This is a genomic window from Trinickia sp. NRRL B-1857, from assembly GCF_050470685.1.
Taxonomy (GTDB): Bacteria; Pseudomonadota; Gammaproteobacteria; order Burkholderiales; family Burkholderiaceae; genus Trinickia.
This window is the reverse complement of record NZ_JBFLUK010000011.1, coordinates 653,130-678,702: the sequence shown is the minus strand read 5'-3', so window position 1 is coordinate 678,702 and position 25,573 is coordinate 653,130. Positions and strand designations below refer to the sequence as shown.

Annotated in this window: 14 protein-coding genes; 10 read left to right on the top strand and 4 right to left on the bottom strand. The window is 63.5% G+C overall.

From position 1 onward, the window contains the following. The first annotated feature begins 11 nt into the window (after positions 1 to 11). From AB1286_RS24085 to AB1286_RS24055, 7 genes are all read left to right on the top strand, one after another. Positions 12 to 1,280, top strand: coding sequence for a DUF445 domain-containing protein (locus tag AB1286_RS24085; protein ID WP_430365749.1), 1,269 nt, complete (start codon positions 12 to 14; stop codon positions 1,278 to 1,280). A gap of 340 nt (positions 1,281 to 1,620) precedes the next feature. Further along, complete coding sequence (locus tag AB1286_RS24080) at positions 1,621 to 2,808, top strand: hypothetical protein (protein ID WP_430365748.1); 1,188 nt, start codon at positions 1,621 to 1,623, stop codon at positions 2,806 to 2,808. A 615-nt stretch (positions 2,809 to 3,423) separates the two neighbouring features. After that, positions 3,424 to 4,608, top strand: a complete 1,185-nt coding sequence (locus AB1286_RS24075) for a hypothetical protein (protein ID WP_430365747.1) — start codon at positions 3,424 to 3,426, stop codon at positions 4,606 to 4,608. Between the two features lie 202 nt (positions 4,609 to 4,810). Further along, positions 4,811 to 6,040, top strand: coding sequence for a sugar ABC transporter substrate-binding protein (locus AB1286_RS24070; RefSeq protein ID WP_430365746.1), 1,230 nt, complete (start codon positions 4,811 to 4,813; stop codon positions 6,038 to 6,040). Next, the gene (locus AB1286_RS24065) at positions 6,037 to 8,190 is read left to right on the top strand and encodes an ATP-binding cassette domain-containing protein (RefSeq protein WP_430365745.1); all 2,154 of its coding nucleotides are present in this window, start codon (positions 6,037 to 6,039) and stop codon (positions 8,188 to 8,190) included. Before AB1286_RS24070 ends, AB1286_RS24065 begins: the two co-directional genes overlap by 4 nt. A 167-nt stretch (positions 8,191 to 8,357) precedes the next feature. Further along, positions 8,358 to 9,602, top strand: coding sequence for an MFS transporter (locus tag AB1286_RS24060; protein ID WP_430365744.1), 1,245 nt, complete (start codon positions 8,358 to 8,360; stop codon positions 9,600 to 9,602). A gap of 259 nt (positions 9,603 to 9,861) precedes the next feature. After that, positions 9,862 to 11,205 (top strand): MFS transporter, encoded by a 1,344-nt coding sequence (locus tag AB1286_RS24055; RefSeq protein WP_430367300.1) that lies wholly within the window; start codon positions 9,862 to 9,864, stop codon positions 11,203 to 11,205. Here the strand turns inward: AB1286_RS24055 and pbpC are convergent. The 4 genes from pbpC to AB1286_RS24035 all read right to left on the bottom strand — a co-directional run bounded on the left by pbpC (position 11,199) and on the right by AB1286_RS24035 (position 22,117). Further along, complete coding sequence (gene pbpC / locus AB1286_RS24050) at positions 11,199 to 13,523, bottom strand: penicillin-binding protein 1C (protein ID WP_430365743.1); 2,325 nt, start codon at positions 13,521 to 13,523, stop codon at positions 11,199 to 11,201. The two genes, AB1286_RS24055 and pbpC, sit on opposite strands and share 7 nt — an antisense overlap. Before the next feature lie 16 nt (positions 13,524 to 13,539). Continuing rightward, complete coding sequence (locus tag AB1286_RS24045; RefSeq protein ID WP_430365742.1) at positions 13,540 to 19,602, bottom strand: alpha-2-macroglobulin family protein; 6,063 nt, start codon at positions 19,600 to 19,602, stop codon at positions 13,540 to 13,542. Positions 19,603 to 19,710: 108 nt separating this feature from the next. Then, positions 19,711 to 21,048 (bottom strand): MFS transporter, encoded by a 1,338-nt coding sequence (locus AB1286_RS24040; RefSeq protein ID WP_430367299.1) that lies wholly within the window; start codon positions 21,046 to 21,048, stop codon positions 19,711 to 19,713. Between the two features lie 49 nt (positions 21,049 to 21,097). Continuing rightward, positions 21,098 to 22,117 carry a succinylglutamate desuccinylase/aspartoacylase family protein gene (locus AB1286_RS24035; RefSeq protein WP_430365741.1) on the bottom strand — a complete coding sequence of 340 codons (1,020 nt, stop codon included), beginning with the start codon at positions 22,115 to 22,117 and terminating at the stop codon, positions 21,098 to 21,100. Positions 22,118 to 22,368: 251 nt separating this feature from the next. On the opposite strand from AB1286_RS24035, the gene AB1286_RS24030 reads away from it, so the two are divergent. The 3 genes from AB1286_RS24030 to AB1286_RS24020 all read left to right on the top strand — a co-directional run bounded on the left by AB1286_RS24030 (position 22,369) and on the right by AB1286_RS24020 (position 25,561). Continuing rightward, entirely contained in the window at positions 22,369 to 23,247 is an 879-nt protein-coding gene (locus AB1286_RS24030; RefSeq protein ID WP_430365740.1) for an MBL fold metallo-hydrolase, read from the top strand. A 68-nt stretch (positions 23,248 to 23,315) separates the two neighbouring features. Next, complete coding sequence (locus AB1286_RS24025) at positions 23,316 to 24,275, top strand: LysR family transcriptional regulator (RefSeq protein ID WP_430365739.1); 960 nt, start codon at positions 23,316 to 23,318, stop codon at positions 24,273 to 24,275. Positions 24,276 to 24,814: 539 nt separating this feature from the next. After that, positions 24,815 to 25,561 (top strand): cytochrome P450, encoded by a 747-nt coding sequence (locus AB1286_RS24020; protein ID WP_430365738.1) that lies wholly within the window; start codon positions 24,815 to 24,817, stop codon positions 25,559 to 25,561. The last annotated feature ends 12 nt before the right edge of the window (positions 25,562 to 25,573 follow it).

Here is a 25,573-nt window from a genome sequence, read left to right as displayed (position 1 = left end):
TCCGTTCGTTCATGCGCCAGGCGCCGCCGAGCCCGATCGAGGCCGACCCCGGCAAGCGCTCCGCCTACCGGCGGATGAAGGGGTTCGCGACCGCCTTGCTCGCGGCCATGGCCGGCACTTATCTCGTGTCGCGCGCATTCGAGCCGAAATACCCGGCACTCGGTTTCGTGCGGGCGCTGGCCGAAGCGGCGATGGTGGGCGGCATCGCCGATTGGTTCGCGGTGACCGCCCTCTTTCGGCACCCGCTCGGCCTGCCGCTGCCCCATACCGCGATCATTCCGCGCAATAAGGACCGCATCGGCGAGAATTTGGCCAAGTTCGTCGAGACGAATTTCCTTGCTCCGGACATCATCTCAGGCAAACTCGCGCGCATCGATTTCGCCATGCAGTTCGCGCATTGGCTCGCCGTGCCCGAACGCGGTCGCCAAATCGCACAATGGACGCTCGATTTCGTGCCGAGCCTGCTGAGCGCGATCGATGACGAGGACATTCGGCGTTTTCTACACGAGAACGTGGCCGAGCGCGTACGCGGCGTCGACACGCCGCTCGTCGTAGGCACGATCGCCGATACATTGCTCGAGGGCGACCGCCACCAAGCCGTGGTGACCGAGTTGCTCGAACAACTCGCACAATTGTTCGAGGAACATAAGCCCCTCATCCGCCAACGCGTGCGCGAAAGCACCGCATGGATTTGGAAGAAACTCTCGATCGACGAAAAGGTATCCGACAATCTCATCGCCGTCGTCGACGAGACGCTCAAAGATCTCAGCGAGAACCCGGACCACGCCTGGCGCCGCGGCTTCGACGATGCGATTCGCGATTTCGTGAGTCAGCTTCGGTCGTCGCCCGATTATCTCGCCAAATGGGAAGCGCTCAAAGAGCGGTTAGTCGAACATCCGGCGCTGAAAGACTATTTAGCAAACGTTTGGCGCGATATAAAAGTCTGGATTGAAAGCGATGCCACCTCGCCCGATTCGTATTTGAAGGCGCGAATCGAAGAAGGAATCGCCGGAATCGCCGACGGGCTTCTGACCGATGCCGCCATGCGCGAAAAACTCAATGCATGGCTGCGCGAGACGATGCTCGCCCTTGTGGACGGACAACGGCACGCCATCGCACGACTTATTTCCGAGACCGTGCATCATTGGGATGCTGCCACCGTCACGCAAAAAATCGAACTCGAAGTGGGCCGCGATCTCCAATTCGTGCGAATCAACGGAACCGTCATTGGCGGTTTTGTCGGGCTCTTGCTCCATACGCTCGACGTGCTTCTGTTTTAATCGGCAATCATTTATCGGCCGACAAACCGGTTTTATCCGCCAGCCGACCTCAGCAATTCAAAAATATCGTCACGTTGCGCATAAATGCGCCTCCGCACAACCTAATGTGCGCAATTTAATTTCTAATTTTTTTAGAAAGACAGATCAACTCGCTTAACCTTTGTTTTGCAAATCCGATCTTTATTTTCAACGCAAAAAAACCGAAGCTACGCCCTGGCCGCGCAAGCGACTTAATGAAAGTCAAATTGCACAATCAACTTGCAAGTATTCGGGCGGCGAGACCAATCGAATTCGCGTCGATTCGATTCAATCATCAACTATCAAAAAATGGGGTGATACTTTGCGTAAGATAATTTCGGGTTTTCTTGCGATTAGCGCGGCGCTCGCGCTCGCCGGTTGCGGCGGCGGAGGCGGAGGCGGCGACGCTTCCGGCCCGGGCGCAACGAGCAATGCCGGCAGCGGCGCCAGCGCGGCACCGACACTCGCCGCGGCGAGCTCGGTAATCGACGGCGCGACGCTCGGCACCGAATACTGGCCCACGGGCTCGACGTCCACGGGCGGCCAAGGGCAGACCGTGAGCGGGTTCAATTGCGGCGCGGCCGGAAAGAACTACACGTATGCCCACCTTTCCATTTATATGAATGGGAAGCAGCTCGCGATCCCCGCGAACATCGGCGTCGTGCAACCCACGCTCGCAGCGCCGAAGGGCTGCATGTATCCGCTCAATACGGTCGATGAAACCGGCAAGATCCGCATGCTGCAACCGAGCAATGCCCCCTACACGCTGGGCCAATTCTTCGCGATCTGGGGCCAGCCGCTGCCGTCGGATAACTCGAACGTCGCCGGGTTGCAGGGATCGCCCATCAACGTCTACGTCAACGACGGCGGCACGCTCACGCATTACACCGGCTGTCTGTGCGCGCTCCCGCTGCCCGTGCACGGCGAAATCACGATCATGATCGGCACGCCGCTCACGCAGATTCCGACCTATACGTGGACCGATCCGCCGCCCTTCGCGCCGACCCCGATCACGCTGACCTACGGCGGCACGGTGGGGACGACGCCCTACTGGCCCGACGGCGATACGTCCACGGGCGGCGCCGGCGCGAGCATCGACGGTTTGGCGTGTACGCCCAGCCCGGCCAGCAACTACCACGTGCATGCGCACCTGGCCATCATCTACAACGGCCAGTGGCTGCAACTGCCGGAACACATCGGCCTGCCGTCGCAGTGCAGCTATGAAATGCACACGCACGACCATACCGGCATCATCCATATCGAAGCGCCCAACGTGAACAAATACACGCTCGGCAATTTCTTCGACATCTGGGGCCAGCCGCTCACGAGTACCAACGTCGCCGGTTTGGCCGGTAACGTCGTGGCCTATATCAACGATAACGGCGAAGCACGCCGCTACATGGGCGACTTGCGTGCGATCGAGTTGATCTCGCAGCGCGACGTGACGCTGCAAGTAGGCACCCCCGCGATCAGTACGCTGGCAACCTACTCGTGGTACGAGCCGCAGTAAATTTCGTTGAGCTTACTGTCCTGATCCGCGCGTACTACGTGGCTTTTCGCCGATCGTCACGTAGTACGCGACACCCTCGCCTTATCGCCCGTTTCGCCGGCTTTTCGTAGCCGGCAAAACGGCTGCCCGCCCAAAAGAAAATTGCTTGCCTGCACGCCGGTTTGAATCGCCGTCGAACGCCGCAATTTCTTTCTTTTTTTTCCAAATCGCGCACGCGGTGCTTCATGCATCCGTCACCTCCTAACATATTTATTTTTCTTGCTGCATAAAACCCTCGCGGCTAGGCTTTACCGCGCAAAGATACCAATAAATCCCATTCCCTTATCCACCGGCACGTATTCGTGCGGCGAGACCAATGGTTCCGGCGCTTGGCGGCGGAATCTCGAGCGATGCGTCCGGGCACGCGAATATACGAGGCGCGCGCCTGACGGGTACCGGCACATTCCGCCATGTATCGACATGGCTTCACGTGCGGCACACATCGCGACGATATCGGCAAGAACGATCACCACTTCCCTATCTGGGCATCGACTCCATTCGGGCCCAGCGAGGTGGAATCAGCTTTGACGGTTGCATTCGTTCGATCGAACCATCGACTAACAAATCAGGGGCGATATGTTGCACAAAATCAGTTCAGGCTTTCTGGCCATCGGCGTGGCGTTGGCGCTCGCAGGCTGCGGCGGCGGTGGCGGCGGCGGAGACTCATCGGCACCGGGCGCGGGTAGCAGCGCAGGTAGCGCCGGCAGCCAGACCCCGACGCTCGCGGCCGCTAGCACGGTTGCCGACGGCGCCACGCTCGGGACCGAAAATTGGCAAGCGGGCTCGACCTCGACGGGTGGTACCGGACAAGCGGTAGGCAGTCTCAACTGCGCGGTGGCCGGCAACACCTACACCTATACGCACCTATCGATCTACGAGAACGGGACGTTGCTGGCATTGCCCACGAACATCGGCACGGTTCAGCCCACGCTCGCCGCCCCGAAGGGTTGCGTGTATCCGCTCAATACCGTCGATGAAAGCGGCAAGATCCGCATGGACGTCACGAGCAATGCGACCTACACGCTCGGCCAATTCTTCGCCGTTTGGGGCCAACCGCTCAGCACGACGAACGTGGCCGGCCTGCAAGCGTCGAACGTGACCGTCTACGTCAACAACGGCGGCACGCTGACGCAGTACACGGGCGACCTGGCCAGCCTCGTGCTGCCCCCGAAGGGCGAAGTGACGATCATGCTCGGCACGCCGCTCGCGCAAATCCCCACGTACACGTGGAGCGATCCGCCGGCCTTCAACACGACGCCGATCACGCTGACTTACGGCGGCACGGTGGGCACCACGGTGCACTGGCCTGACGGCAATACGGCCACGGGCGGCTCCGGCGCGGACGTCGACGGTCTGGTTTGCGCAACGGGCATGGCCAACACCTTCCACGTGCACGCGCATTTGGCGATCGTCTACAACGGTCAGTGGATGCAACTGCCGGGCGCTATCGGCATCCCGCAGTCGTGCTACTACGAAATGCACACGCACGACCATACCGGCATCATCCACATCGAAGCGTTCAGCTTGAAGACGTTCACTCTCGGCCAGTTCTTCGACATCTGGGGCGAGCCGCTGACGAGCACGAACGTGGCGGGCCTGACCGGCAACATCGTGGCGTACATCAACGACAACGGCGAAGCGCGCCGCTATATGGGAGACCTGCGCGCGATCCAACTGATCTCGCACCGCGACATCACCCTGCAAATCGGTACGCCGGCAGTCAGCACGCTCGCAACCTACTCGTGGTACGAACCGCAATAAGTTCGCGGCGAGTTCACCTCTGACGATTGCGGCAACCTGATCGTCCCAGCACACTCCGAGGCCGTCGGTCGACGGCCTCGGAGTCCCACGCGGCTCCCCCTCCCATCGTTGATGCAAGTCAACGTCTCTCCTCCCCTTGATCGCACGATGTCAGGTACGCGATGCACGCGTATCGGCAAAGAATCCAAGAGTGGAGCGAGACATGACAACGAATCGAAACCCCGATCGCGCGCAGCGGTGTATGCGCGCTATCGCACATTCCGAACCGCCGACTACAGCGCGTTCACTGTTGTGTTTCGCCGCGCTAGCCTGCGCCCTGCTCTCATCGCAAGTGCCCGCTCAAACACCGGCGCTGTCGGCAAACGCGTTCTCGGCGGACTTTTCCGCCATGGCGGCGTTGCGACCGCTCGCCGCTCGCGGCAAGGGCAAGATCGGCGTCCTGCTTCCCGAGACCACCACCTCCGCGCGCTACACGTCGTTCGACGCCCCTTACCTCACGCGTGCATTCGAGGCGGCGGGCCTCGGCAGCGAACAATTCATCGTCACGAATGCCCAAGGAAGCGAGTCGAACGAGCTGACGCAAGCCCAATCGGCTATCGCGCAAGGCGCGACGGTGCTTCTCGTGGACCCGATCTCATCGGGGGTCGGCGCGTCGATCGAATCATATGCGCGCTCGCGGGGCGTTCCCGTTATCGACTACGACCGGCTAACCCTCGGCGGCAGCCGCGGTTACTACGTCAGTTTCGATAACGTGGCCGTCGGCCGGCTCATCGGCGAAGGGATGAACGCCTGCTTGACGGCCTGGAAGATCGACAAGCCGCAGATTCTCGTCATGCGCGGCGCGCCGACGGATAACAATGCGACGCTTTTCGCGCAGGGGTATAACGGCGTATTGCAGCCGTCGTTCGATTCGGGACGCTATGCCAAGGTGGGCGAACCCGCAGGAACATGGGATCCGGCAACGGCCCGCACGACGTTCGAGCAGCAATACACGGCGCACCCGAACATGAATGCCGTCGTCACGCCCAACGACGACAATGCCAACGCCGTCATCTCCTATCTGAAGACGCTGCACGTGCCGCCGCGCACGTTTCCGACAACGGGGCAAGACGCCACCCTAACCGGCTTGCAGAACATCCTCGCCGGCTATCAATGCGGCACCGTGTACAAACCGATCTACCTCGAAGCGCAAGCGGCGGCCGCCCTGGCGATCTATCTGCGCGCGGGCGCCGAGCCGCCGTCGTCGCTCGTGAACGGGACGACGAGCGACAGCATGCAAAAAAGCGACGTGCCCTCGGTTTTGCTGACGCCCGTCTGGGTGACGCCGAAAAATATGGCGGCGACCGTCGTCAAAGACCGCTTCGTAGACGCTGCGAAGCTATGCGCGGGCGCCTCGTCGGCCGGATGCCGCGACGCCGGCATCGCGCATTGAGCCGTACCGCGGTGCCGCTCGTGGACGATTCGTCACCGATCGATGCGAGTGCCGAGCCGCTGCTTCGACTGCACGGGATCGAGAAGCACTTCGGTGCCGTGCAAGCGGTGGACGGCGTCGACCTAGACGTGCCGGCCGGGAAGGTCACGGCGCTCGTCGGCGATAACGGCGCCGGCAAATCGGTGCTGATCAAATGCGTCTCGGGCATTTACACGCCCGACGCCGGCGAGATTCGATGGCAAGGGCGCCCGGTCCATATTCGCAATCCGCGCGATGCGGCCGCGCTCGGCATCGAGGTCGTCTATCAGGACCTGGCGCTGTGCGACAACCTCGACGTCGTGCAGAACATGTTTCTCGGGCGCGAACGCCTGCGGCGCGGACTGCTCGACGAAGACGCCATGGAACGCGCCGCGGCGGCGACCCTCTCCGGCCTGCAAGTTTCGACGCTGCGCTCGATCCGGCAAACGGTGGGCGCCCTCTCGGGAGGGCAGCGGCAGGCCGTTGCGGTCGCGAAGGCCGTGATGTGGAATTCGAAGCTCGTCATTCTCGACGAGCCGACCGCCGCGCTCGGCGTCGCGCAGACTCATCAGGTGCTCGAACTCGTACACCGCCTCGCCGGCCAAGGCCTCGGGGTCATCCTGATTTCGCACAATCTCGGCAATATCTTCGAGGTCGCCGATCGGCTGGCGATCCTGCGTTTAGGCAAGCTCGTCCGCGTCGACGACGTCGCCGCGCTCGATCCGCAGACAGTCGTCGAACTCATGACGTTGGGCACCGCCGTGGCTCGCCCTCGGCCTCTCGTACCCGCTCCGATGCGAGCGGAGACGATCGGCGCATCCGATGCATCCGATGCGCAAGAGATTGCCGAGCCGCTCGCGCCGCCCAATTCGCCCAATCGTGCGCCCCTAGGCACGATCGCGGCAGACCGAACCGAAGCGGAAGGCGAGCGCGAGAAATTGGTCGAGTATGGGCGAGCGTGGCGCTCTCGCCTGCTCGCCGGCGAGAGCGGCGTATTGCCTGTAGTGCTCGGGGTCGTTTTTATCGCGGTCGTGTTTCAAATCGAGAACGCCCGCTTTCTGTCCGCCGGCAACCTCGTCAACCTGCTCGTCCAAGGCTCCGTCTTCATGCTGATCGGCATGGGCGCCGTCTTCGTGCTGCTGCTCGGCGAAATGGACCTCTCGCTCGGCTACGTGGCGGGTATCGGCGCGACCGTCGTCACGCAACTCGTGCAGCCCGACGTCGGATGGCCGTGGTGGGCGGCGGTGGCGGCCGCGGTGGCGGCCGCGGCCACGCTCGGCACGTTCGAAGGTACGTTGATCACCCGGCTCAGATTGCCCTCGTTCGTCGTCACGCTTGCCGGACTGCTCGGCTTACAAGGCGTCATGATCCAGCTACTCGGCACCGGCGGCACCATTCCGATCCCCGATGAAACGATCAACGGTCTCGCGAACGGCACGCTGAGCCCCGCGGGAGGATGGGCGCTCATCGCGCTCGCCGTGACCGTCTACGCCGCATCCACGTTGTTGCGCGATCGCCGATGCCGCCGCGACGGCCTCGTCGTCCCGCCGCGTGCGGTCACCGCGCTCAAAATCCTTGGGGCGGGCGCCGCGGGCGTCACGCTCGGCATCGTTACGAACGTCGATCGCGGGGTCAGCGCGTTCCCGCTGCGCGGCATGCCCTGGGTCATCCCGATCGTCTTCGGCGTGCTCGTCGCCTGGTCGCTCCTGCTCGGGCGCACGCGATTCGGCCGCTACATCTATGCGATCGGCGGCAACGCGGAAGCGGCGCATCGCGCAGGCATCGACCTTGCGCGCATTCGCACGCTCGCGTTTTGCTTCGGCGCGTTGACCGCCGGCATAGGCGGCATCGTCTACGCCTCGCGGCTCCGGTCCATCTCGACGAGCTTCGACGGCGGCACGATCGTGCTCTATGTCGTCGCGACCGCGGTCATCGGCGGCACGAGTCTTTTCGGCGGGCGGGGCAAACCGTTGCATGCCGTGCTGGGCGGTGTCGTGATCGCGGCGATCGTCAATGGGATGGCGTTGCTCGGCTTGCCCGCCGCGATTCAGTTGATGGCGACGGCGGTCGTCTTGCTGGCGTCGATCTTCGTCGACGTGGTCGTACGCCGCCGAGGGCAGATCGCGCGATAATCGTCGGTCGGCGGCCGCCGACCTTGTTCGCGGCCCCTTTCCCTGATGCTGGAACCCGTCGCCGGAACGCGCCCCATGCCCCACGTCTCGCCGGAACTCGCCCTGCTTTCTCGCGCCCAATCGCTCACCGCCGCGTACGAGGCGAACATTTCGGGGAAGGGATCAGCATGAGCGAGGTCGTGACGGGCGTCTTTCGTTCACTGAAGTACTTCAATTATCGGGTTTGGGCAAGCGGCGCGATCGTCTCCAACATCGGCACGTGGATGCAGCGCACGGCGCAAGATTGGCTCGTCTTGACCGGGCTCACGCATCACAGCGCGTCCGCGGTCAGCATCGTCATGTCGCTGCAATTCGGTCCGCAGTTGCTGCTGCTGCCGGTCAGCGGCTTCGCGGCCGACCATTTCGACCGGCGCAAACTGCTCATGTTGACGCAAGCCGCACAAGGGGCGCTGGCGCTCGGGCTCGGCGCGTTGACGATCGCGGGCGTCGTGCAGTTATGGCATGTCTACGTGTTCGCTTTTTTGTTCGGATGCACCACGGCCATGGATTCGCCGGTGCGTCAAACGTTCGTGTCCGAGCTCGTGGGCGACGCCGAATTGCCTAACGCCGTCGCACTTAATTCGACGTCGTTCAATCTCGCGCGGATGGTCGGCCCCGCCGTTGCCGGATTCATCATTGCTTCGGTCGATACCGGGTGGGCTTTCGTACTGAACGGGTTGTCGTTCGCCGCCGTATTGGTTTCCTTGTGTTTCATGCGCACGCACGAATTGCGCGGCGCGCCGCGAACCGCGCGCACGCGCGGCGGACTCGCCGCCGGATTTCGCTATGTCTGGGCCCGTCCCGATCTAAAAGCCACGCTGATCATGCTGTTCTTGATCGGCACGTTCGGCCTCAATTTTCCGATCTTCATTTCGACGATGGCCGTCAGCGTCTTCCACGTGGGCGCGAGCCGATATGGCGCGCTGTCGTCGATGATGGCCATCGGCACCGTCACCGGCGCGTTTTCGAGCGCGCATTTCAGCCGGCCTCGCTTCCGCTCGCAACTCGTCTCGTCGGCCGTGTTCGGGCTAGGCTGCGCCGTCGCGGCCTTGGCGCCTACGTATTGGACGTTCGGCGCGGCACTCGTCGTGATCGGCATCGCCTCGTTGATATTTTTGACCACGACCAACAGCTTGATGCAGCTATCGACCGAACCCGAGATGCGCGGACGCGTCATGGCCATCCGGCTCGCCGTCACGCTGGGCGGCACTCCGCTCGGTGCCCCTATCGTCGGCTGGGTTGCCGATCATGGCGGGCCGCGCTGGGCTATCCTCGTGGGCGCGGCATCCGGTTTCGCGGCAACCTGCGTCGCGGTGCGCGCATTGGCGACGGAACGAAGCCGCGACGGCAATGCGCTCGCCGCCGACGATTAGAAATTCGACAAATTGCGCCGTGTACAATGTTACCCATAATGGTTGCATGCGACACAACATTTCTATTAAATGGACCCCCGTCCGCTTTTTAGAAAAAAGTGCAACTCGAACCGTCACAATGAACAAGACCGAAATACGGCGCGATTCGCCTCGAACAACGGCTCTACGGCAAAGCGACGAAACATCCTCGAAGCCGCGCGGCCCGGTCGGCGGGCACGCGCTCGGCCCGCTACCGTACGTCGTTGCGGCGACGTTCTTCATGGAGTACCTCGACACCACCATCATCGCAACGGCGCTGCCGCAAATGGCGCATGCCTTCGCGATCAGCCCGAATGCGCTGAGCCTCGGGATGAGCGCTTATATGATCGCGCTCGCGATCTTCATCCCCGTCAGCGGCTGGGTGGCGGATCGATTCGGTTCTCGCAGCGTCTTTTTTTCGGCGATCGTGGTATTCACCGTGGCATCCGTGCTGTGCGGCCTATCGAATAACGTCGTCGAGTTCACGGCCGCGCGCGTGCTGCAAGGCATGGGCGGCGCGCTCATGGTCCCCGTCGGACGCCTGATCGTCGTGCGCAGCACCGATAAAAGCCGCCTCATGCAAGCCATTTCGACGATCACGTGGCCCGGTATCGCCGCCCCTGTCGTCGGACCGCCGCTCGGCGGCTTTATCACCACGTACGCATCGTGGCGCTGGATTTTTTTATTGAACGTACCGGTTTGTCTGGCCGTGCTGTGCGCGGTAGCGGCATGGGTGCCGAATCTGCGCGGCGAACAACGCCGCCCGCTCGATCTGGCCGGCCTCGCATTGAGCGGCCTCACGTTGACGTCGATCCTATACGGCGCCGATTTGGCCAGTCAGCCCGGCACGCCCCCGCTCGTCGGTCTCTCGCTGGTCGCGTTCGGCGTGGCGATCGGCGCCGTCGCGTTCCGGCATGCACGCCGGCACGCCCATCCGCTCATCGATATCGCCACGCTGAACATTCCCACGTTTTCCGTCACGGTCGTCACGGGCTCGATCACGCGGATCGGCATCGGCGCTGTGCCCTACCTCATGCCTCTGCTATTTCAGATCGGCTTTGGGCTATCGGCCTTTCAATCCGGTCTGCTACTGCTCGCGAGCGCGATCGGCAATCTCGGCATGAAGGCGCTGACGACGTCGATTTTGCAGCGCTACGGATTCAAGCGCGTGGCCATCATCGACTGTACGATTTGCGGCCTGTCGACGATCGCGTGCGGTTTGTTGACGCCGTCCGAGCCGCTTGCTTGGACGCTTTTCGTCGTGCTGATCTACGGCATCACGCGCTCGATGCAGTTTTCGACGATGGCAACGCTCGCCTACGCCGACGTGCCGTCACCGCAAATGAGCGCCGCCAATACGCTCTGGAACGCCTCGGCGCAAATGGCAACCGGCTTGGGCATCGCGTTCGGCGCGCTTGCACTGCGCGCCGCCGCGGCATTGAACGGCGAAGGCGCCCGTCATGCATTCACATTGGGCGACTTTCGCTTGGCGTTCCTCAGCGCCGGGTTGCTGACGCTCGTTTCGATCTGGGGCTATGTCGGCTTGGCGAGCAACGCCGGCGACAGGCTGCGGACCGGTTACTGAGTCGTCGCGGCGACGTGCGGTTGAGCCGGCGCTTTCGCCGGCCGTCCGTGAGGTGCGGAAGACGGTGCGGCGCCGCGCACACTCGCGCCGCGCACTTCGAAGCGCACTTTGTCGACGCTCGTGCCTTGGGCGTCCACGAGTTCCAGCACATGGCGGCCGGGCCAAGGCAGCCAAAGCACGCGCTCCGCGTGACCGAGCATCTTCCCGTCCAAACGCCAGGCGCTACGCGTCGATGCCCCGCCGACACGCTCGAAGACGATACGTTGGCGAGCCGCCGGAATATCGGGGTCGAGCGCGAACACGGTCCCGTCCGTGGGCGAGCCGATACCGGGGGCGGCGCTTTGTACGTTGTCCGAATGCGGCGGCGTGTACGAGGTCGAACGCGCCGATGCACCGCTCGCATCGGCCGCTAAACTGATCGTCGACATCTCGGTGCCTTTTAGGAACCACTCATTGCGAGGCGGCTCCACATTGCGTTCGAACGAGACGCGCATTTGCACGACACCTGGTGGCGCGACAGGCGGCGTGCTCGGCACGCGACGGTGCAAATACTCGACGATGGCCGCCCAAATCGGCGATGCGCCCGTCACCCCGGAAACGTCCCACATCGCGTCCCCTTCGGCATTGCCCACCCACACGCCCACCGTATAGCGCGACGTGAACCCGATGGTCCAGTTGTCGCGCATGTCCTTGCTCGTACCCGTCTTCACCGCCGAAAAAACGCGCGTCGCGAGCGGGCTATCGAAGCCGAACGTGCGCGTTCGCGCGTTGTTGTCGGAGAGAACCGTCGTGATGATGTACGCGGCATCGGCGCTGAATACGCGGCGCGGTGCGTCGGCATTGCGTTGACCATGCACGCCCGTCTGCACGGGCAAATCGTGCGTGGGGGTGGCGACGCCGGCGTTGGCCAGCGCCCGGTAAGCGTTCGTCAGCGAGAGCAACGTGATGTCCGGACTGCCGAGCGCAAGCGAATAGCCGTAGTAGTTTCCGTTTTGCGCGAGCGGCATGCCGAGCGCCGTTAGGGTCTTGGCGAAGCGATGCGGCGTCACCATCACGATCGTGCGGACGGCAGGCACGTTCAGTGACGAGCCGAGCGCCGTGCGAACGCTGACCCAGCCCTTGAAGTCCTTATCGTAATTCTGCGGAATATAGAGCCCACCGCCCGCATCGAGATCCAGCGGCGAGTCGTTGAGCAGCGAAGCCGTCGTCAAACGGCGCTCGTCGATCGCCTCCGCATAAAGAAACGGCTTGAGCGTCGACCCCGGTTGGCGCCGCGCCAAGACGGCATCGACATCGCGGGCGCTCGACAACCCGCCCGACGATCCCACCCATGCGAGCACGTCGCCCGTTGCGTTATCGAGCACAACCACCGCGCCGTCGTGCACGTTGCGTGCATGAGCCGGCGCGTTCAACTCGGCTAAGGTTCTCCTGAGCGTATCGGTCGCAAACCGTTGCAGCCTTGCATCGAGCGTCGTCACGATGCGCGCGCCCGGCGCGGGCTGCACTTCGCCCGCGATGCGCCGCGCAAAATGCGGAGCCAACGATTCGGCGTCGGGCGACACCGTCAGCATGGGCGGGGCGGGGCGCGCAAAGGCCAGTTGCACGTAGCTTTCCAGATTCTCGCAACGCTCCGGGGCCAACATGTCGCGCAAGATGCGGCAGGCGCGGTCGCTGACCTTCGCGTAGGGTGCATTCGGCGCGCGAATCAGCGCCGCCGCAATCGCCGCTTCGCGCTCGTCGAGCCCCGATGGGGCCTTGCCGAACAACGTCAGCGACAGCGCGGATAAACCGATGGTCTCGCCGCGAAACGGCACGAGATTCAAATAGGCTTCGAGAATCTGATCCTTACGCCAGGATCGTTCGAGCCAAAGCGCACTGACCGCCTGCCCCGCCTTCTGCACGATCGACCGCCCCCCGGAGCGCTCCGGCACATCGCTTAGCAGTCCTGTCAATTGCATCGTGACCGTGGAGGCCCCACGTGTGCGCGTATTCCACAAATTCGCCCACGCGGCCGCGGCCGCGCCGTGCCAATCGACGCCGCTATGCTCGTAAAAGCGCTTGTCTTCGGAGACGACGATCGCCTCTCTGAGCGCCGGCGACACGTCGGCGAGCGCGACCCAATCGCCGCGCCGTTCCTTCTTGTCGATACGCGTCCGCTCGATCGGCTCGCCGTCGCGCGCGAGGAGCAGCCAATCGGAACTGCGCCATTGCGCGCGCACTTGCGCAAAGCTCGGCAGCGCCTGAGCATACGGCGCTAGCGCGATCAGCACGCCGCAGAGCACGGCGCGCACCGTCCACGCGCCTCGCTTCGATTGCATCGACATTCCTTTACGCCTATTGCTTCGCCGCCGGCATCTGCACCGTCACGTCCGCGTTCGGCAGCACGCCGAACGTCGAAGGTGCGTAGAGCGCCTCGACGCGCGTCGGCGGCAGACCGAACGTACCCGCGTTGTTCAACCGGATCGTGTATTCGATCGAAAGCTTACCCTTCGGCAAAAACTCGTAGTAAGCGCGGTAGCCATCGAAACCGCGCTCGACGAACGCGGGCCATGCACCGTCGTTTTGCGATTTCTCGCCCGCCGTCGCCGCCTGCGAATCGCGACCGAGCCCGGAGCCGAGAATCGTCGCGCCCGCCGGCACGGGATCGTTCACGACCACCCACGTCATGTCGGACTGCGCATCGATATCCAGATGCACGCGCACGATGTCGCCTCGCGTGTAGACACCCTTGACCGCCGGATCAACCGGCGTGACCGTCTTCGTAATCCGATACCCCGCGGAGAACGGCGCTTTCAACGCAACGGCGGCCAGACTTTCGATCGTCGCCCACGGCTTGCCGGTACCCTGCTGCGTGAGCGTCAACGCGACGGGCCCGCTGCGCGCCTGCGCCGGCCACGGCAGCAACTCGCCGCGTACGTTCGCCGTCTTCGTCACCGGCGTGGCCGATGCGGGATTCGCGCTCGCCGCGGGCGGCTGATTCCACGCCACCGTCTTCGAGGTCGCGCCGAAGTCGAGTTTGGTCTGTCCCGTCACCGGCGTGCTTTCGAACGTGCGCGAGAAGGCTTGGATCGCGAGTTCACCCCAGAGGTTGGAGGTCGTCGTCGACCACGCGCCGTGGTTTTGCAGCGCAAGCAGACCCGCCACGAGACGCGGCATCTCGTCCTTCCACCCCGGCACGTTCACGAACGTCAACGCGGTGCGCGCCGCATTCGTCTCCGAGCCCGTCATCAACCACCATAGATCGTCGCTGTCGGCCGTCGAGAACGTCAGCCGCGTGCCCTGATAAGTCAAACGGGCCCGGATGATCTGCTCGGCTTGAGCCAGCTTCTCGTCGCGTCGCGGGACATCCTTCATGCGCGAGAGAATCGCGTAGTAGTCGAGTACGGCGGAGGTCGGCCATTGATTCGGCGCGATCTCGATCGACTCGAGCATGCTCGGGCGCGCCGCACCGTAGCGCGATAGCGCTTCGATCGCCGCGAGCTTGCGCAAGTCCAGATCCTGCCGCGGCGCCCAGACGTTGCGTTTGATTTTGCCTTCGACAAAATTCGCGAGGCCGCCTTCGAGCTTCGCGCGGATGTCGTCGGGCAGCGCAAAACGCGCATCGGCCTTGGCCGCTTCGTCGGTTACCGCGAGCAGGTACGCGCTCAGCGTCGTGCTGCCGGTATCGCCGCTATCGTCGCTCGGCGGGAAGTAATTCGCCAACCCGTCGCGATCGAGGTAGACCGGCATCCGCGCCAGCACGGCTTGCCATTGCACGACGTCCGTCATGCCCAGCGCACGCGACGTCAGCTGTTCGAGGCAGCCGTACGGGTAGCGCTCGAACCAGCGCTGCACGCCCGGCAAGCCTTCGGACAGCTTCGGCTGCAACGATACGGCGATGCCGCCGCGCAGCGTTCCCGCTTGCGTCGCCGTCGCATCGGCCGGCGCCGACACCGGCAGCGTAAACGAGCCGTCCACCTGCGTGAGCGTCGCTTGTTGAACGGTGACCGGTATGGCTGCCGCCACACGCTGCGTCACCTTCAGTGCATCGCTCGCATGCGGGCCGCCCTGCTCGGCCGCCGCCACGTTCCAACTGAGCGCGGCGGGCGTCGATTCCGAAAGGCCGTCGGGCGGCGTCACGGTCCACGCGATTTCGCGCGCGGAATCCGCCGCGACATCGACGGTTTGCGCCGGAAGCGTTAGGCCCGGTACGTCCGGCGTGACGACCACCTTCATCGCGCGGCCCGTCGTGTTGCGCACCGTGAATTGAGCGCGGAAGCGATCGCCCTCGCGCACGAGCGGCGGCAAACCCGAAATCAGTTGCAGATCTTGCGTGCTACGAATCGACGTGCTGCCCGTGCCGAACATCCCCTCGCCGACAGCGGCGATCGCGACGATGCGGAAGCTCGTCAGCGAATCGTTGAGCGGCACGTCGATCGTCGCCTCCCCGTTCGCATCGAGCGTCACGCGCGGATTCCAGGCCAACAGCGTATCGAACAGCTCGCGCGTCGGGCTGTGTCCGCCTCCGCCGCCGGCCGGCACGGCCTTGCGACCGAAATGGCGGCGCCCCACGATCTCCATTTGCGCGGTCGCGGTTTCGACACCGTAGGCGCGCCGTTGCAGCATTGCGCCCAGCAAATCCCAGCTATCGTTCGGCATCAGTTCGAGCAGCGCCTCGTCCACGGCCGCCACGACGACTTGCGTGCCTGCCGGCGCCGCCTTGCCGCCCGGCAGTTGAACGCGCAACTTCACGTGCGCGTGACCGCGCACGGTGTACGTCTTCGCATCGGGCACGACCGTCACGGCGAGCTTATGGTCCGCCGTCCCCACCTTGATCTCGCCCAACCCATAGCGGAAGGCCGGTTTCGACAAATCGACGAGCGGAGTGGGCGCCTCGTACTGCCGACCCTCGTACCAGAACGCGCGCACCCATTCGAGCGGCGCCTTCCAGCCCCACGTGAAGAACGAGTACCACGGCACTTCGTGAATACGGCCACGCAGAGCCAACACCGACACATAGACGTTCGGCCCCCAATCGGGCTGAACCTTCAGCGAAACGGTGGGGTCCTTGCCGTCGAGCTTGACGACGTGCGTCTCGATCACCCCTTCCCGCTCGACGGCCACGAGCGCCGTGGCGAAGCGGAATGGCATGCGCACTTGGAAGCGCGCCGTCTCCCCCGGTTGATACGAGGTTTTTTCAGGCAGCACGTCGATGCGGTCCGTGTTCTCGCCGCCGAACCAGAGCTCGTCCTCGCGCGTGACCCATACCGACGTCGTCGCCGTGGAGGCATGGCCGTCGCCGTCTTTCGCCGTCACGATGAGGTCGACGTTGCCCGCCTCCTTCAGCTTGGCGTCGCAATGCAACAAGCCATGGTCGTCGCTCTTACCGCTGCAAAGCGTGCCGAGGTCCTTGGTTTCGGTCCGGTTGTCATAGGCATAGAATCCACCGACCATCCGCTTGCGCGTCGAAATCGTGATGCGCGCAATCGCATGCACGTCGAGCGGCACGCCCGCGCGCGGCTTGCCTTGCAGGTCGAGCGCAAGCGCTTGGACCGGCACGGTGTTGCCCACCGATACCCATTGCCCCGACTTCACGCCCGCCACGACCGCCGCGGGCCAAAGCGTCGCGCCGCCGCTGATCGTTTGCACTTCGCCGTTCGGATCGGCGAATGTCGCTTCCAGTTGAAGGTGCTTGGGCGCATCGACATGCGGCAGGTTCTTCAGCACGAACGAACCCGCTCCATTGCGGTCGAGCGTCAGCGGTTCTTTGTCGGCGATCAGCTTGGACGAATCGTCGTTCGCTTGCTGCTGGGTTTGAGCCTCATCGTCGGAAGGCGACGACGCCTCGTCCTCTTTCGGCTTGACGTAGGGCTCGAAACTGAAATCGGCATACGTGTCGGCGAACGAGGGGGTCGTCGTCGTCATCAACGCCGAGATCTGAACCGGCAACCCGGAGGCGCCGCCGCCCGACATATAGTCGAGCTGCAGCGCGAGCGGCGCCTGCTCGGCCGCCACCAGCGGATGCGCCTTCTCGTCGCGCACGGCGATCGTGCCTTTGAATACCGGCAAACGGAATTCCTCGACGCGGAAGCTGCCCGTATCGTAGGTCGTCCCGGGCGAGTCTTGCGCATCGGACGTGTCTTCGCCCGATGCACGTTCATTCGCGCCGGCATTGCCGTCGTCGAGCGAAACGTCATACTCGCCAAGCTTGGCCGATGCAGGGATCGTGAAGGTCGAGTCGGCCGTGTGATCGGCGGCCCACTCGAGCGGGAAATGCCACGTTTGACCGCTGCCGAGGTGGCGGATCGTCAAACGGCTGGGGTAGGTCTTCGGAAACGCAAACCCGTGCATCGTTTCGGCACGGATGAAATGCTTCATCGAGACGGTTTCGCCCGCGCGCAACAGCGTGCGATCGAATACCGTATGCGCACGAACGGTCCTCTCGCGGCTCGTATCGGTCGGGACGTTGAACCGCCACGCTTCGATCCCGCGATTCCAATCCGAGCGCACGAACGCCATGTCGGGGCCCGTCTTCGGATCGTCGATGCGCGCGGAAACGAAAAAGCCGTCGAAGCTGCCCTTGCAGACGGGCGGCGTAGCCAACCGGCCGTCGATATTCAACACGCCGTGCGCATCGGTTTTGCCGGCGGCGACTTGCGCCCCGTTGCAATCCGTGACGCGAACCGCCGCGTTCGCCACGGGCTCGCCCTTGTCGAGCGTCGTGACCCAAACTAGGCTGTTCTCGCGGCCCATCTTCAAGTGCACGCCGAGGTTCGTGACGAGCACGGCCGTGCGCACATACATCGGCGCGGACTTACCGAGCAGCGACGCGCCGAGCGCCGGCGAGGACAGCTCGATGACATAGAAGCCGGGCTTCGCGATCGGCACGCCGACTACTTCGAACGGACGCAATTTAGAAGGGTCGGCCTTCGGCAGCGTCAACGTTTGGACACCCGGCTGGCCCGCGAGCAGCGACAGCGAGCGCACGTCGATCAACGCATTCTTGGCGTTCTGGGTGCCGGCCGAATCGTCGTCGGCCGCATCGCCCGATTGACGTGCAATGACGGGATGCGGATTGTGCCGCAACAACCCCGGTATCTGCTTTTCGATTTCCGCGCGCGTCATCGAATAGGCGTCGAACTGATCGACGTTGTGCATCCAGCGCACGATGTCGGCATCGGAGTTGACGTTGAGCGTCGTGAACTGGGCCGTGCCCGCGTTCAACCCGCGAATATGCAAATCGGCTTCGACGTTGCGCAGGGTGACGGGCACGAGCGCCGGCATCCCGGGCTCGGCGAAACGCTCGATGATGCCGAACGTACCCGAGGAAAACTTCGCGAGCGGCGGCAACGGGGCCGTCGCCGTCTTGAGCGGGAACATATCGGCGTTCGACAGCGCGCGACCGCTAACATCCTTTAGATCCGACGGCAGCACGATCGTGAGATCGGCACGCTCGGGCAACGGCGCCGCGAACTCGACCTTGTCGGTTTCGGGGCCCTTATCGTCGTCGGCAAAAGTCGGCTTGATGTCGCCGTCGGGGCCTTTGATGCGGATTTTCTCGGCGTCGGCGCGCGAGATCGACGCATTGAACTGGATGCGCAACGGACGCAGCGGCGTACACGGCGCTTTGGCGTTTTCGCGTTCGCAGGTGAAATCGGCGGCGAACGGATTGCGGACCGAAAAGTCAAAGCGGCGCTCGACGTCGTTCGCGATCCCGCTCGGGCTCGCAACCCCCTTGCCGTAGACGAGCTGAGCCTTTTTACCCGAGGGCAGAGCCGCTTGGCATTGCAGCGTCAGCACGCGCGATGCATCCTTTTGCAAGCCGAAATGCTTGAGCAGCGAAGTACGCGTCTGCGCATCGACGTCCTTGACCGGAATGCGATTACCGAGCCCGCTCGATTCGCACCAGATATGACCTAGCACGGATGCATCGGTGGCGGGACCGTTCAAACGCAAAACGAACGTTTGATTCTCTTCGATCGTGTCGCCGTACGGCCGGATACTTTGCACGAACGGACCGCCGGTTTGAAATGCGTAGTGCTTCGGCCCGGTCAAGGCCGTACCGGCCGACGATTTCAATCCGTCTTTCAGATCGATGGAGCAGGCCACGCCGGGGGGAAGGTCGGCCGTGAAATCCCATGCCCATGTCTTATCGTCGATCCAACGCGATTGGCCCGCGCTCGATGAGGGATCGTTGCATTTGATCGCCGCGGGCGCGGGCAGGCTCGGGGAACCGAAGGCCACCATCGACTCGTCGAATTTCACGAGCACTTGCCGGACCTTCGCCACCGTGCCCTGCGGCGAGACTTGCGTGATGCGGGCTGCATCGACGCGCAACGTAGTTGCGGCCAGGAGCCCCATGGCCGCAACCGCCGCGGCAACCCATTTGCTTGTACGTTCAATCGTGCCGCGTTGCATCACGGACGCTCCCAGATTTAATTTGCTTTTTCCAATTGGGGGCGATTCTAACCGAGTTGCGCGTCAACTCCCGTTTGCGGCAATGCCCGCTTTGTGAATTTTTGAATATTAGGAATTCCTTAAACGGCTAAGCTTTACCGATCGCGTTGCCGCTAGATAGAGCAGCGCGCTGGCAACCGCCGCCATGCCGCCGACTGTCGCGAGCGCGATCGCAAGGCCGTGCGCGCCGAGCGCCAGCCGATCGGCGATCGCGCCTACGGCCAGCGGCCCGAGCCCGCCGGCAACGGTGTTGGTCAGAAAGACGAGAATCGCGATCGCTCGACCGCGCATGCGATTAGGAAGCGCCAGTTGCACGGGTACGGGCGCCAATGCCATGACGATGCTGGCGGTGAAGGCGCAAAGACCATAGGCGATCAGCGCGGCGCTCAGGGCCTTCGACAACGGCGCGGCCAGCGCCACCGGGATCAACGCGAACGCCGCGAACGTCGCGATGCGAAGCGCTTTCTCGAGTGCGCCGGCATCGATCGCCCGGCGCACCAACATACTGGCGCTCACCACGCCCGCGACGCCGCCGGACATATAAGCGGGACCGGCCATCCGTCCCACCTCGCCCGCCGCCAATCCGAACGTACGAATCAGAAGCGTCGGAAACCATGCGGAGTAGGCGTAAAACAACAATATCAGCGCCGTATAACCGAGAAAGTACGGAATACAGAAACGATGCGTTACCGTGATTTCTCGGAGCACCGCTTTCATGTTCGGTATGTCTTCCTCGCCGCCCGCCTCGATCCGGCGCGCGGGCTCGCGTATCGTGACGGCCACGAGCGCTGCGAGCAACAAGCCCGGTAAGCCGACCGCGACAAAGGCCAGTTGCCATGGCGCCAGTGAGAAAGCAGCAAGCGCTTGCACCGCGCCCGATCCTGCCGTCCAATCGAGCAACGCGCCGCCGCCCAACAGCGCGACCCCACCGCCGATATACGGTCCCAGCATGAACACGCTCGTCGCGCGCGACACTTTGCGCGGCACAAATAGATCGCTAAATATCGACAGCGCGGCGGGACTGAGTCCGGCCTCGGAAATCGCAGTGCCCGCGCGCCACATCAGCAATTCCGTAAAGCTGTGCGCCGTCGCGCACATGGCCGTCGAGATCGCCCATATCGCCACGCAGACGGCAATCAATCTCACGCGGTTCGATCGGTCGACGAGCCGCGCGACGAATACGCCGGCCGTTGCATAGCAAACGGTAAACGCCATCCCTTGCAGTAGACCGATCTGCGCGTCCGACAGATGCAGCGCGAGTTTGAGCGGCTGCACGAGGATGCTGACGATTTGCCGGTCGATATAAGAGAAAACAAAGCACAGAAAGAAAACAAAAACGACATACGCGCTGCGAGGTGCGGTCAACGAGACCTCCTCGTTCAGCGCTAAGTTCGATGTCAGGGGCATGCGGTTCATCGTATCGTCTCCAATTTAATATTTTGTTATTCGAAGTCCGTCAGGACCATTGCGCATCGCTGGCCGAAAGCGCGATGCAATCGCCCGGTTCCACGCCTGTGAACGAGCGGGCGCAAACGACCATCCCGTCCGCTTCGAACCGCAACACGCGAGGCGCTTGCCACGGCGCATGCGGATTGAACAGCCGCCCCGCCGCTTGACCCGCCCGCACGCGATCGCCGAGCTTGAACATCGGTTCGAAGACCCCATGCTCGGGCGCAAATACGTAATGCCGCGCCCCCTCCACGCGCAGCAGCCGGGTTGCGCCGGGCGTCGGCACGTCCGGGGCGTCGATGACGCCGGCCGCATGCAGCAGACGAGCCACACCATGCTCGACAATCGACAGTCCCTCGATGTTGCACGTGCCGAAACCGCCGAACTCGCCGCAAACGAACAGCTTGCCGTGCCGCTCGACGGCCGCGCCATACGTGCGGTCTTCGCCGAGCAGATCCATCACCATCGTATGCGGCGCGCCGAAAGCATCGATCAGACGAATGTATTCGTCGTGCCGGCGTCGATCGGACGGCAGCGAGGCGAGCACCATGGGCAGATGATTGAACGAAGCGCCGCCCGCGTGAAGGTCCACCGCGATATCGGCGAGCGGAAAGAGTTCGGTATCGACGTAATGCGCAAGCATTTCGGTCACCGTACCGTTTCGATTGCCCGGGAAGACGCGATTCAGATTGCAACCGTCGATGGGCGACGTCCGCCGGCCCTTTAGGAAAGCAGGGAAATTCAGCGCGGGAATGACGATCAACCGTCCGCGGATCGATTCGAGCGGCAGCGTTTGCAGCAACTTCATCAAGGCGAGCGGGCCTTCGAACTCGTCACCGTGGTTGCCGCCGGTCAGCAGCACCGTCGGCCCCGGCGCTCCGTTCAACACGGCGATCGGAATCGGGATGTGGCCATAGGCGGATCGGTCGTGCGAGTAAGGAACCTTCAACGTGCCGGTGTTGAATCCCGGCGCGTCGAAATCGAGGGAACATTGAATCAAGCTGCGTGGATTGGCTGCGGCGGCCATAGCGTGTCTCCGAGAAAGGTAGACAACGCATGCGATGCGCTGTCGAAGCTTGACTATCGGAGAGGCAGACCGATATTTCCAATGCCGATCATGCGCACGTTGATGCCTATGAGGCATCGGCTTTGGCGATGCCTCATAGGCATCGTGATCCGCGTCCAAAGTTATTGGACGGCATCGATTGAAATGCGGCAAAGTATCGCCTAAGCCGCAACATCAAACCGATACGAGCGCAAAAGTCCTGGGAGAACGACATGTCGACGCAATCCACCACCTACCGAGTCGGCGCCGCGACGATCACACGCGTGACCGAGCAGACGTTCGGTATCGACGCCGCCCGCCTCTTTCCCGACTTGGACGCATCGCTGTGGCGGGCGAACGCATCGTGGCTCTTACCCGAGCATGCGGACGCGGCACTGACGTCGGCGCAACTCAGTGTGCACACGTGGGTCGTTCGGTTGAACGGCCGAGTCATTCTCGTCGATACCGGTTGCGGCAACGGCAAGGACCGCCCCTTCGGCGCGATATTTCATCAACTCGACACGCCTTATCTCGCGCGCCTCGCCGCCGCGGGCGTGCAGCCCGAGGACGTCGACCTCGTGCTGATCACGCATCTTCACGTCGACCACGTGGGGTGGAATACGCGTCTTGTCGACGGCGAGTGGGTGCCTACGTTCCCGAATGCCCGCTATGTCTTCGCGGCGGCCGAGCGCGCTTACTACGAGACGCCTGCGGCGGCCGATCGCATGATGGTGTTCGACGACAGCGTGCTGCCCGTGATTCGAGCCGGCTTGGCCGACGAAATCGCCGACGAGGGCGGAACGTATCTGCCCGGCATCCGTTTCATGCCGACACCAGGCCATTGCGTGGGACACATGTCGATCGAAATTGCCTCGGAGGGAGAGCGGGCGCTATTTTGGGGCGATGTCGTGCATCATCCGATACAGGTGCTCAAGCCCGATTGGAGTTCATCGTTCTGCGCCGATCGGGCCCAAGCATCCGCTTCGCGCAGGCGCATCTTCGAATACGCCGCCGATCACGAGGCACAGGTATTCACGTCGCACTTCGGGGGCTCCTCCGCCGGCCGAATCACGCGCGGCGAGAACGGCGATTTCGTGTGGCGGTTCGCGTAACCTCGCGCTTTGTGACGAAGACGCCGCTTACAATGCCGTCAACGTCACAGCCCACCGGATTTGCCGCCATGCGAGAGCTCATCGACAGCTCATTCGAAGCGATACCGAGCAACAACCGAATCGAATTGCGCCACCTGCGCTATTTCATCGCCGTGGCCGAATCAGGCAGCTTTCGCCTGGCATCCGAACGTATCAACATCACCCAGCCGGCCATCACGCGGCAGATTCACGACTTGGAGGCGATACTCGGTGCCACGCTATTGAAGCGCACGGCACGCGGCGCCGAACTCACGCCGGCCGGCGAGGTGTACTTGCATGAAGCGCGCAAGGCGATAGCGGCCGTGCAAGGCGCGACCATCGCCGTCAAACGCTTTTCGAGCGGCGAATCGGGCACGCTCCGGCTAGGCGTCAACGATAACGCGAGTTGGGACGGCCCCGTGCCCGATGCCTTGCGCGCGCTGCAACGCAATCACCCGAATCTGGCGATCGAAGTCTCGTCGTTGAATACGCCCCAGCAGTACGAAGGGTTGATATCGGGTTCGCTCGATGCCGGCTTCGTCTACGCGTTCGGCGATACGCCGCCCGGCATCCGCACGATCGTGCTCGCCAAGCACGAGGTCGTACTCGCCGTCCCCAACGATTGGCCGCTGGCGGCACGCCGCTCGGTCTCGCTCGACGCATTGCGCGACGTGCCGATCGTTGCGTTCCCCCGGCACGTGTACCCCGCCTACTACGACACGCTGATCGCTGCTTGTCGCGAGGGCGGCCTCACGTTGCGCGTGACGCAGGAAGAACCGACGGAATCGGCGATACTCTCGCTCGTTTCGGCCGGTATCGGCGCCGCGCTCGTCAACAGCGCAAACCTCTCGCGCGCCCCCGTGCGCGTCAAGTTCGTCGCGCTCAAGTCGTTCCCGGTTCGACTGCCGCTGTCGTTCGCCTACATGGCGAGCAACGACAACCCCGCCCTCGCGCGCCTGATCGACGCGCTCAAATCGAACGGCGCGAAGCCGAAGCGAACGGCAAACTGACGGCGGCGCCGTTACGCCACGTTTCATCACACACTGAAGCATGGCGTCGGGCAAGCGGCCTACACTGCCCGCATACCTTCATTACCGAGGCATCGATGACGCACCCCGTTCCCGCCGATCCCATTCAAGCCCTCACGCATCCGGACCCCTACCCTTACTATGCGGCGCTTCGCAAGCATGCGCCGCTCGTACGTGACGAAACATTGAAGGTTTGGATCGCGGCTCGCGCCGACACCGTTCGGGCCGTACTCGACGACGAGCGGTTGACAGTCCGTCCCGTCAGCGAGCCCGTGCCGCGCGCGATTGCCGGCGCACCGGCGGGCGAAGTCTTCGCGCGACTGGCGCGCATGAACGAGGGCGACACCCACCGCGTGGCGCGCAGCGCACTCGTTAAAGGGCTCAGCGGTGTGGATGTTGCCAAGGTGTTCGAATCGGCAAGCCGCCATGCCGCCGCCGCGATAGAGCGCAGCGGCACGCGAGACGCCGCGAGACTCGATGCATTGGCGTTCGCGCTCCCGGTCCGCATCGTTGCCGAATTAGTGGGCTTGCAACCGGACGATGCGCTGGAGGCGACCGTACGACAATTCGTAGCTTGCCTTTCCCCGCTATCGCCGCCCGACGCCCTCGATCGCGCACACGAAGCCGCCGCTACGCTGCAAGCGAAACTCCATGCGCTGACGATAGCCGGCGCCAATGCATCGCCGCTGCTCGAGCGAATCCTATCGGGCGGGCTTGAGGCCGACGCGGAAACGCCGAATGCGTTGGTATCGAACCTGCTCGGCTTGTTTTCGCAAACGTTCGACGCCACCGCCGGCCTCATCGGCAACAGTATCGTCACGCTCGCCACGCACACCGAGTTCGCTGCGCGTTTGCGCGAATCGCCCGCCGACGTCCATGCCTTCGTGCGGGAAGTCGCCCGCTTCGACCCGGCGGTTCAGAACACGCGCCGTTTCCCGCGCGAGAGCATCTGCATAGAAGGCGTGACGCTGCAACCCGGCGACGTCGTACTCGTGCTGCTGGCCGCGGCCAGCCGAGACGCGGCATCGTTCGAGGCGCCGGAACGCTTTATCCTGGATCGCCCGCAACAGACGTTGTTGCCGGGCTTCGGTGCGGGCCGCCATGCATGCCCGGGCGAAGCGATCGCGCGCGCAATCGCGTCAGGCGTCGTCGCCGCCCTCGTGCGAAGCGGATTCGACTTTGCCGATCCCGCACTGCGTTGGACTTATCAGCCGTCGTCGAACGCCCGCATTCCGGTATTTAACTTCCTCGGGAGTCATACAGCCTGAATTTCCGCAGGG

What these genes read in the sequence shown, in the direction of transcription:
- AB1286_RS24085 (WP_430365749.1), top strand. Translation starts at nt 12, where the DNA reads ATGCGCCAGGCGCCGCCGAGCCCGATCGAGGCCGACCCCGGCAAGCGC.
- AB1286_RS24075 (WP_430365747.1), top strand. Translation starts at nt 3,424, where the DNA reads ATGTTGCACAAAATCAGTTCAGGCTTTCTGGCCATCGGCGTGGCGTTG.
- AB1286_RS24070 (WP_430365746.1), top strand. Translation starts at nt 4,811, where the DNA reads ATGACAACGAATCGAAACCCCGATCGCGCGCAGCGGTGTATGCGCGCT.
- AB1286_RS24060 (WP_430365744.1), top strand. Translation starts at nt 8,358, where the DNA reads ATGAGCGAGGTCGTGACGGGCGTCTTTCGTTCACTGAAGTACTTCAAT.
- AB1286_RS24055 (WP_430367300.1), top strand. Translation starts at nt 9,862, where the DNA reads ATGGAGTACCTCGACACCACCATCATCGCAACGGCGCTGCCGCAAATG.
- pbpC (WP_430365743.1), bottom strand. Translation starts at nt 13,523, where the DNA reads ATGCAATCGAAGCGAGGCGCGTGGACGGTGCGCGCCGTGCTCTGCGGC.
- AB1286_RS24045 (WP_430365742.1), bottom strand. Translation starts at nt 19,602, where the DNA reads ATGCAACGCGGCACGATTGAACGTACAAGCAAATGGGTTGCCGCGGCG.
- AB1286_RS24040 (WP_430367299.1), bottom strand. Translation starts at nt 21,048, where the DNA reads ATGCCCCTGACATCGAACTTAGCGCTGAACGAGGAGGTCTCGTTGACC.
- AB1286_RS24035 (WP_430365741.1), bottom strand. Translation starts at nt 22,117, where the DNA reads ATGGCCGCCGCAGCCAATCCACGCAGCTTGATTCAATGTTCCCTCGAT.
- AB1286_RS24030 (WP_430365740.1), top strand. Translation starts at nt 22,369, where the DNA reads ATGTCGACGCAATCCACCACCTACCGAGTCGGCGCCGCGACGATCACA.
- AB1286_RS24025 (WP_430365739.1), top strand. Translation starts at nt 23,316, where the DNA reads ATGCGAGAGCTCATCGACAGCTCATTCGAAGCGATACCGAGCAACAAC.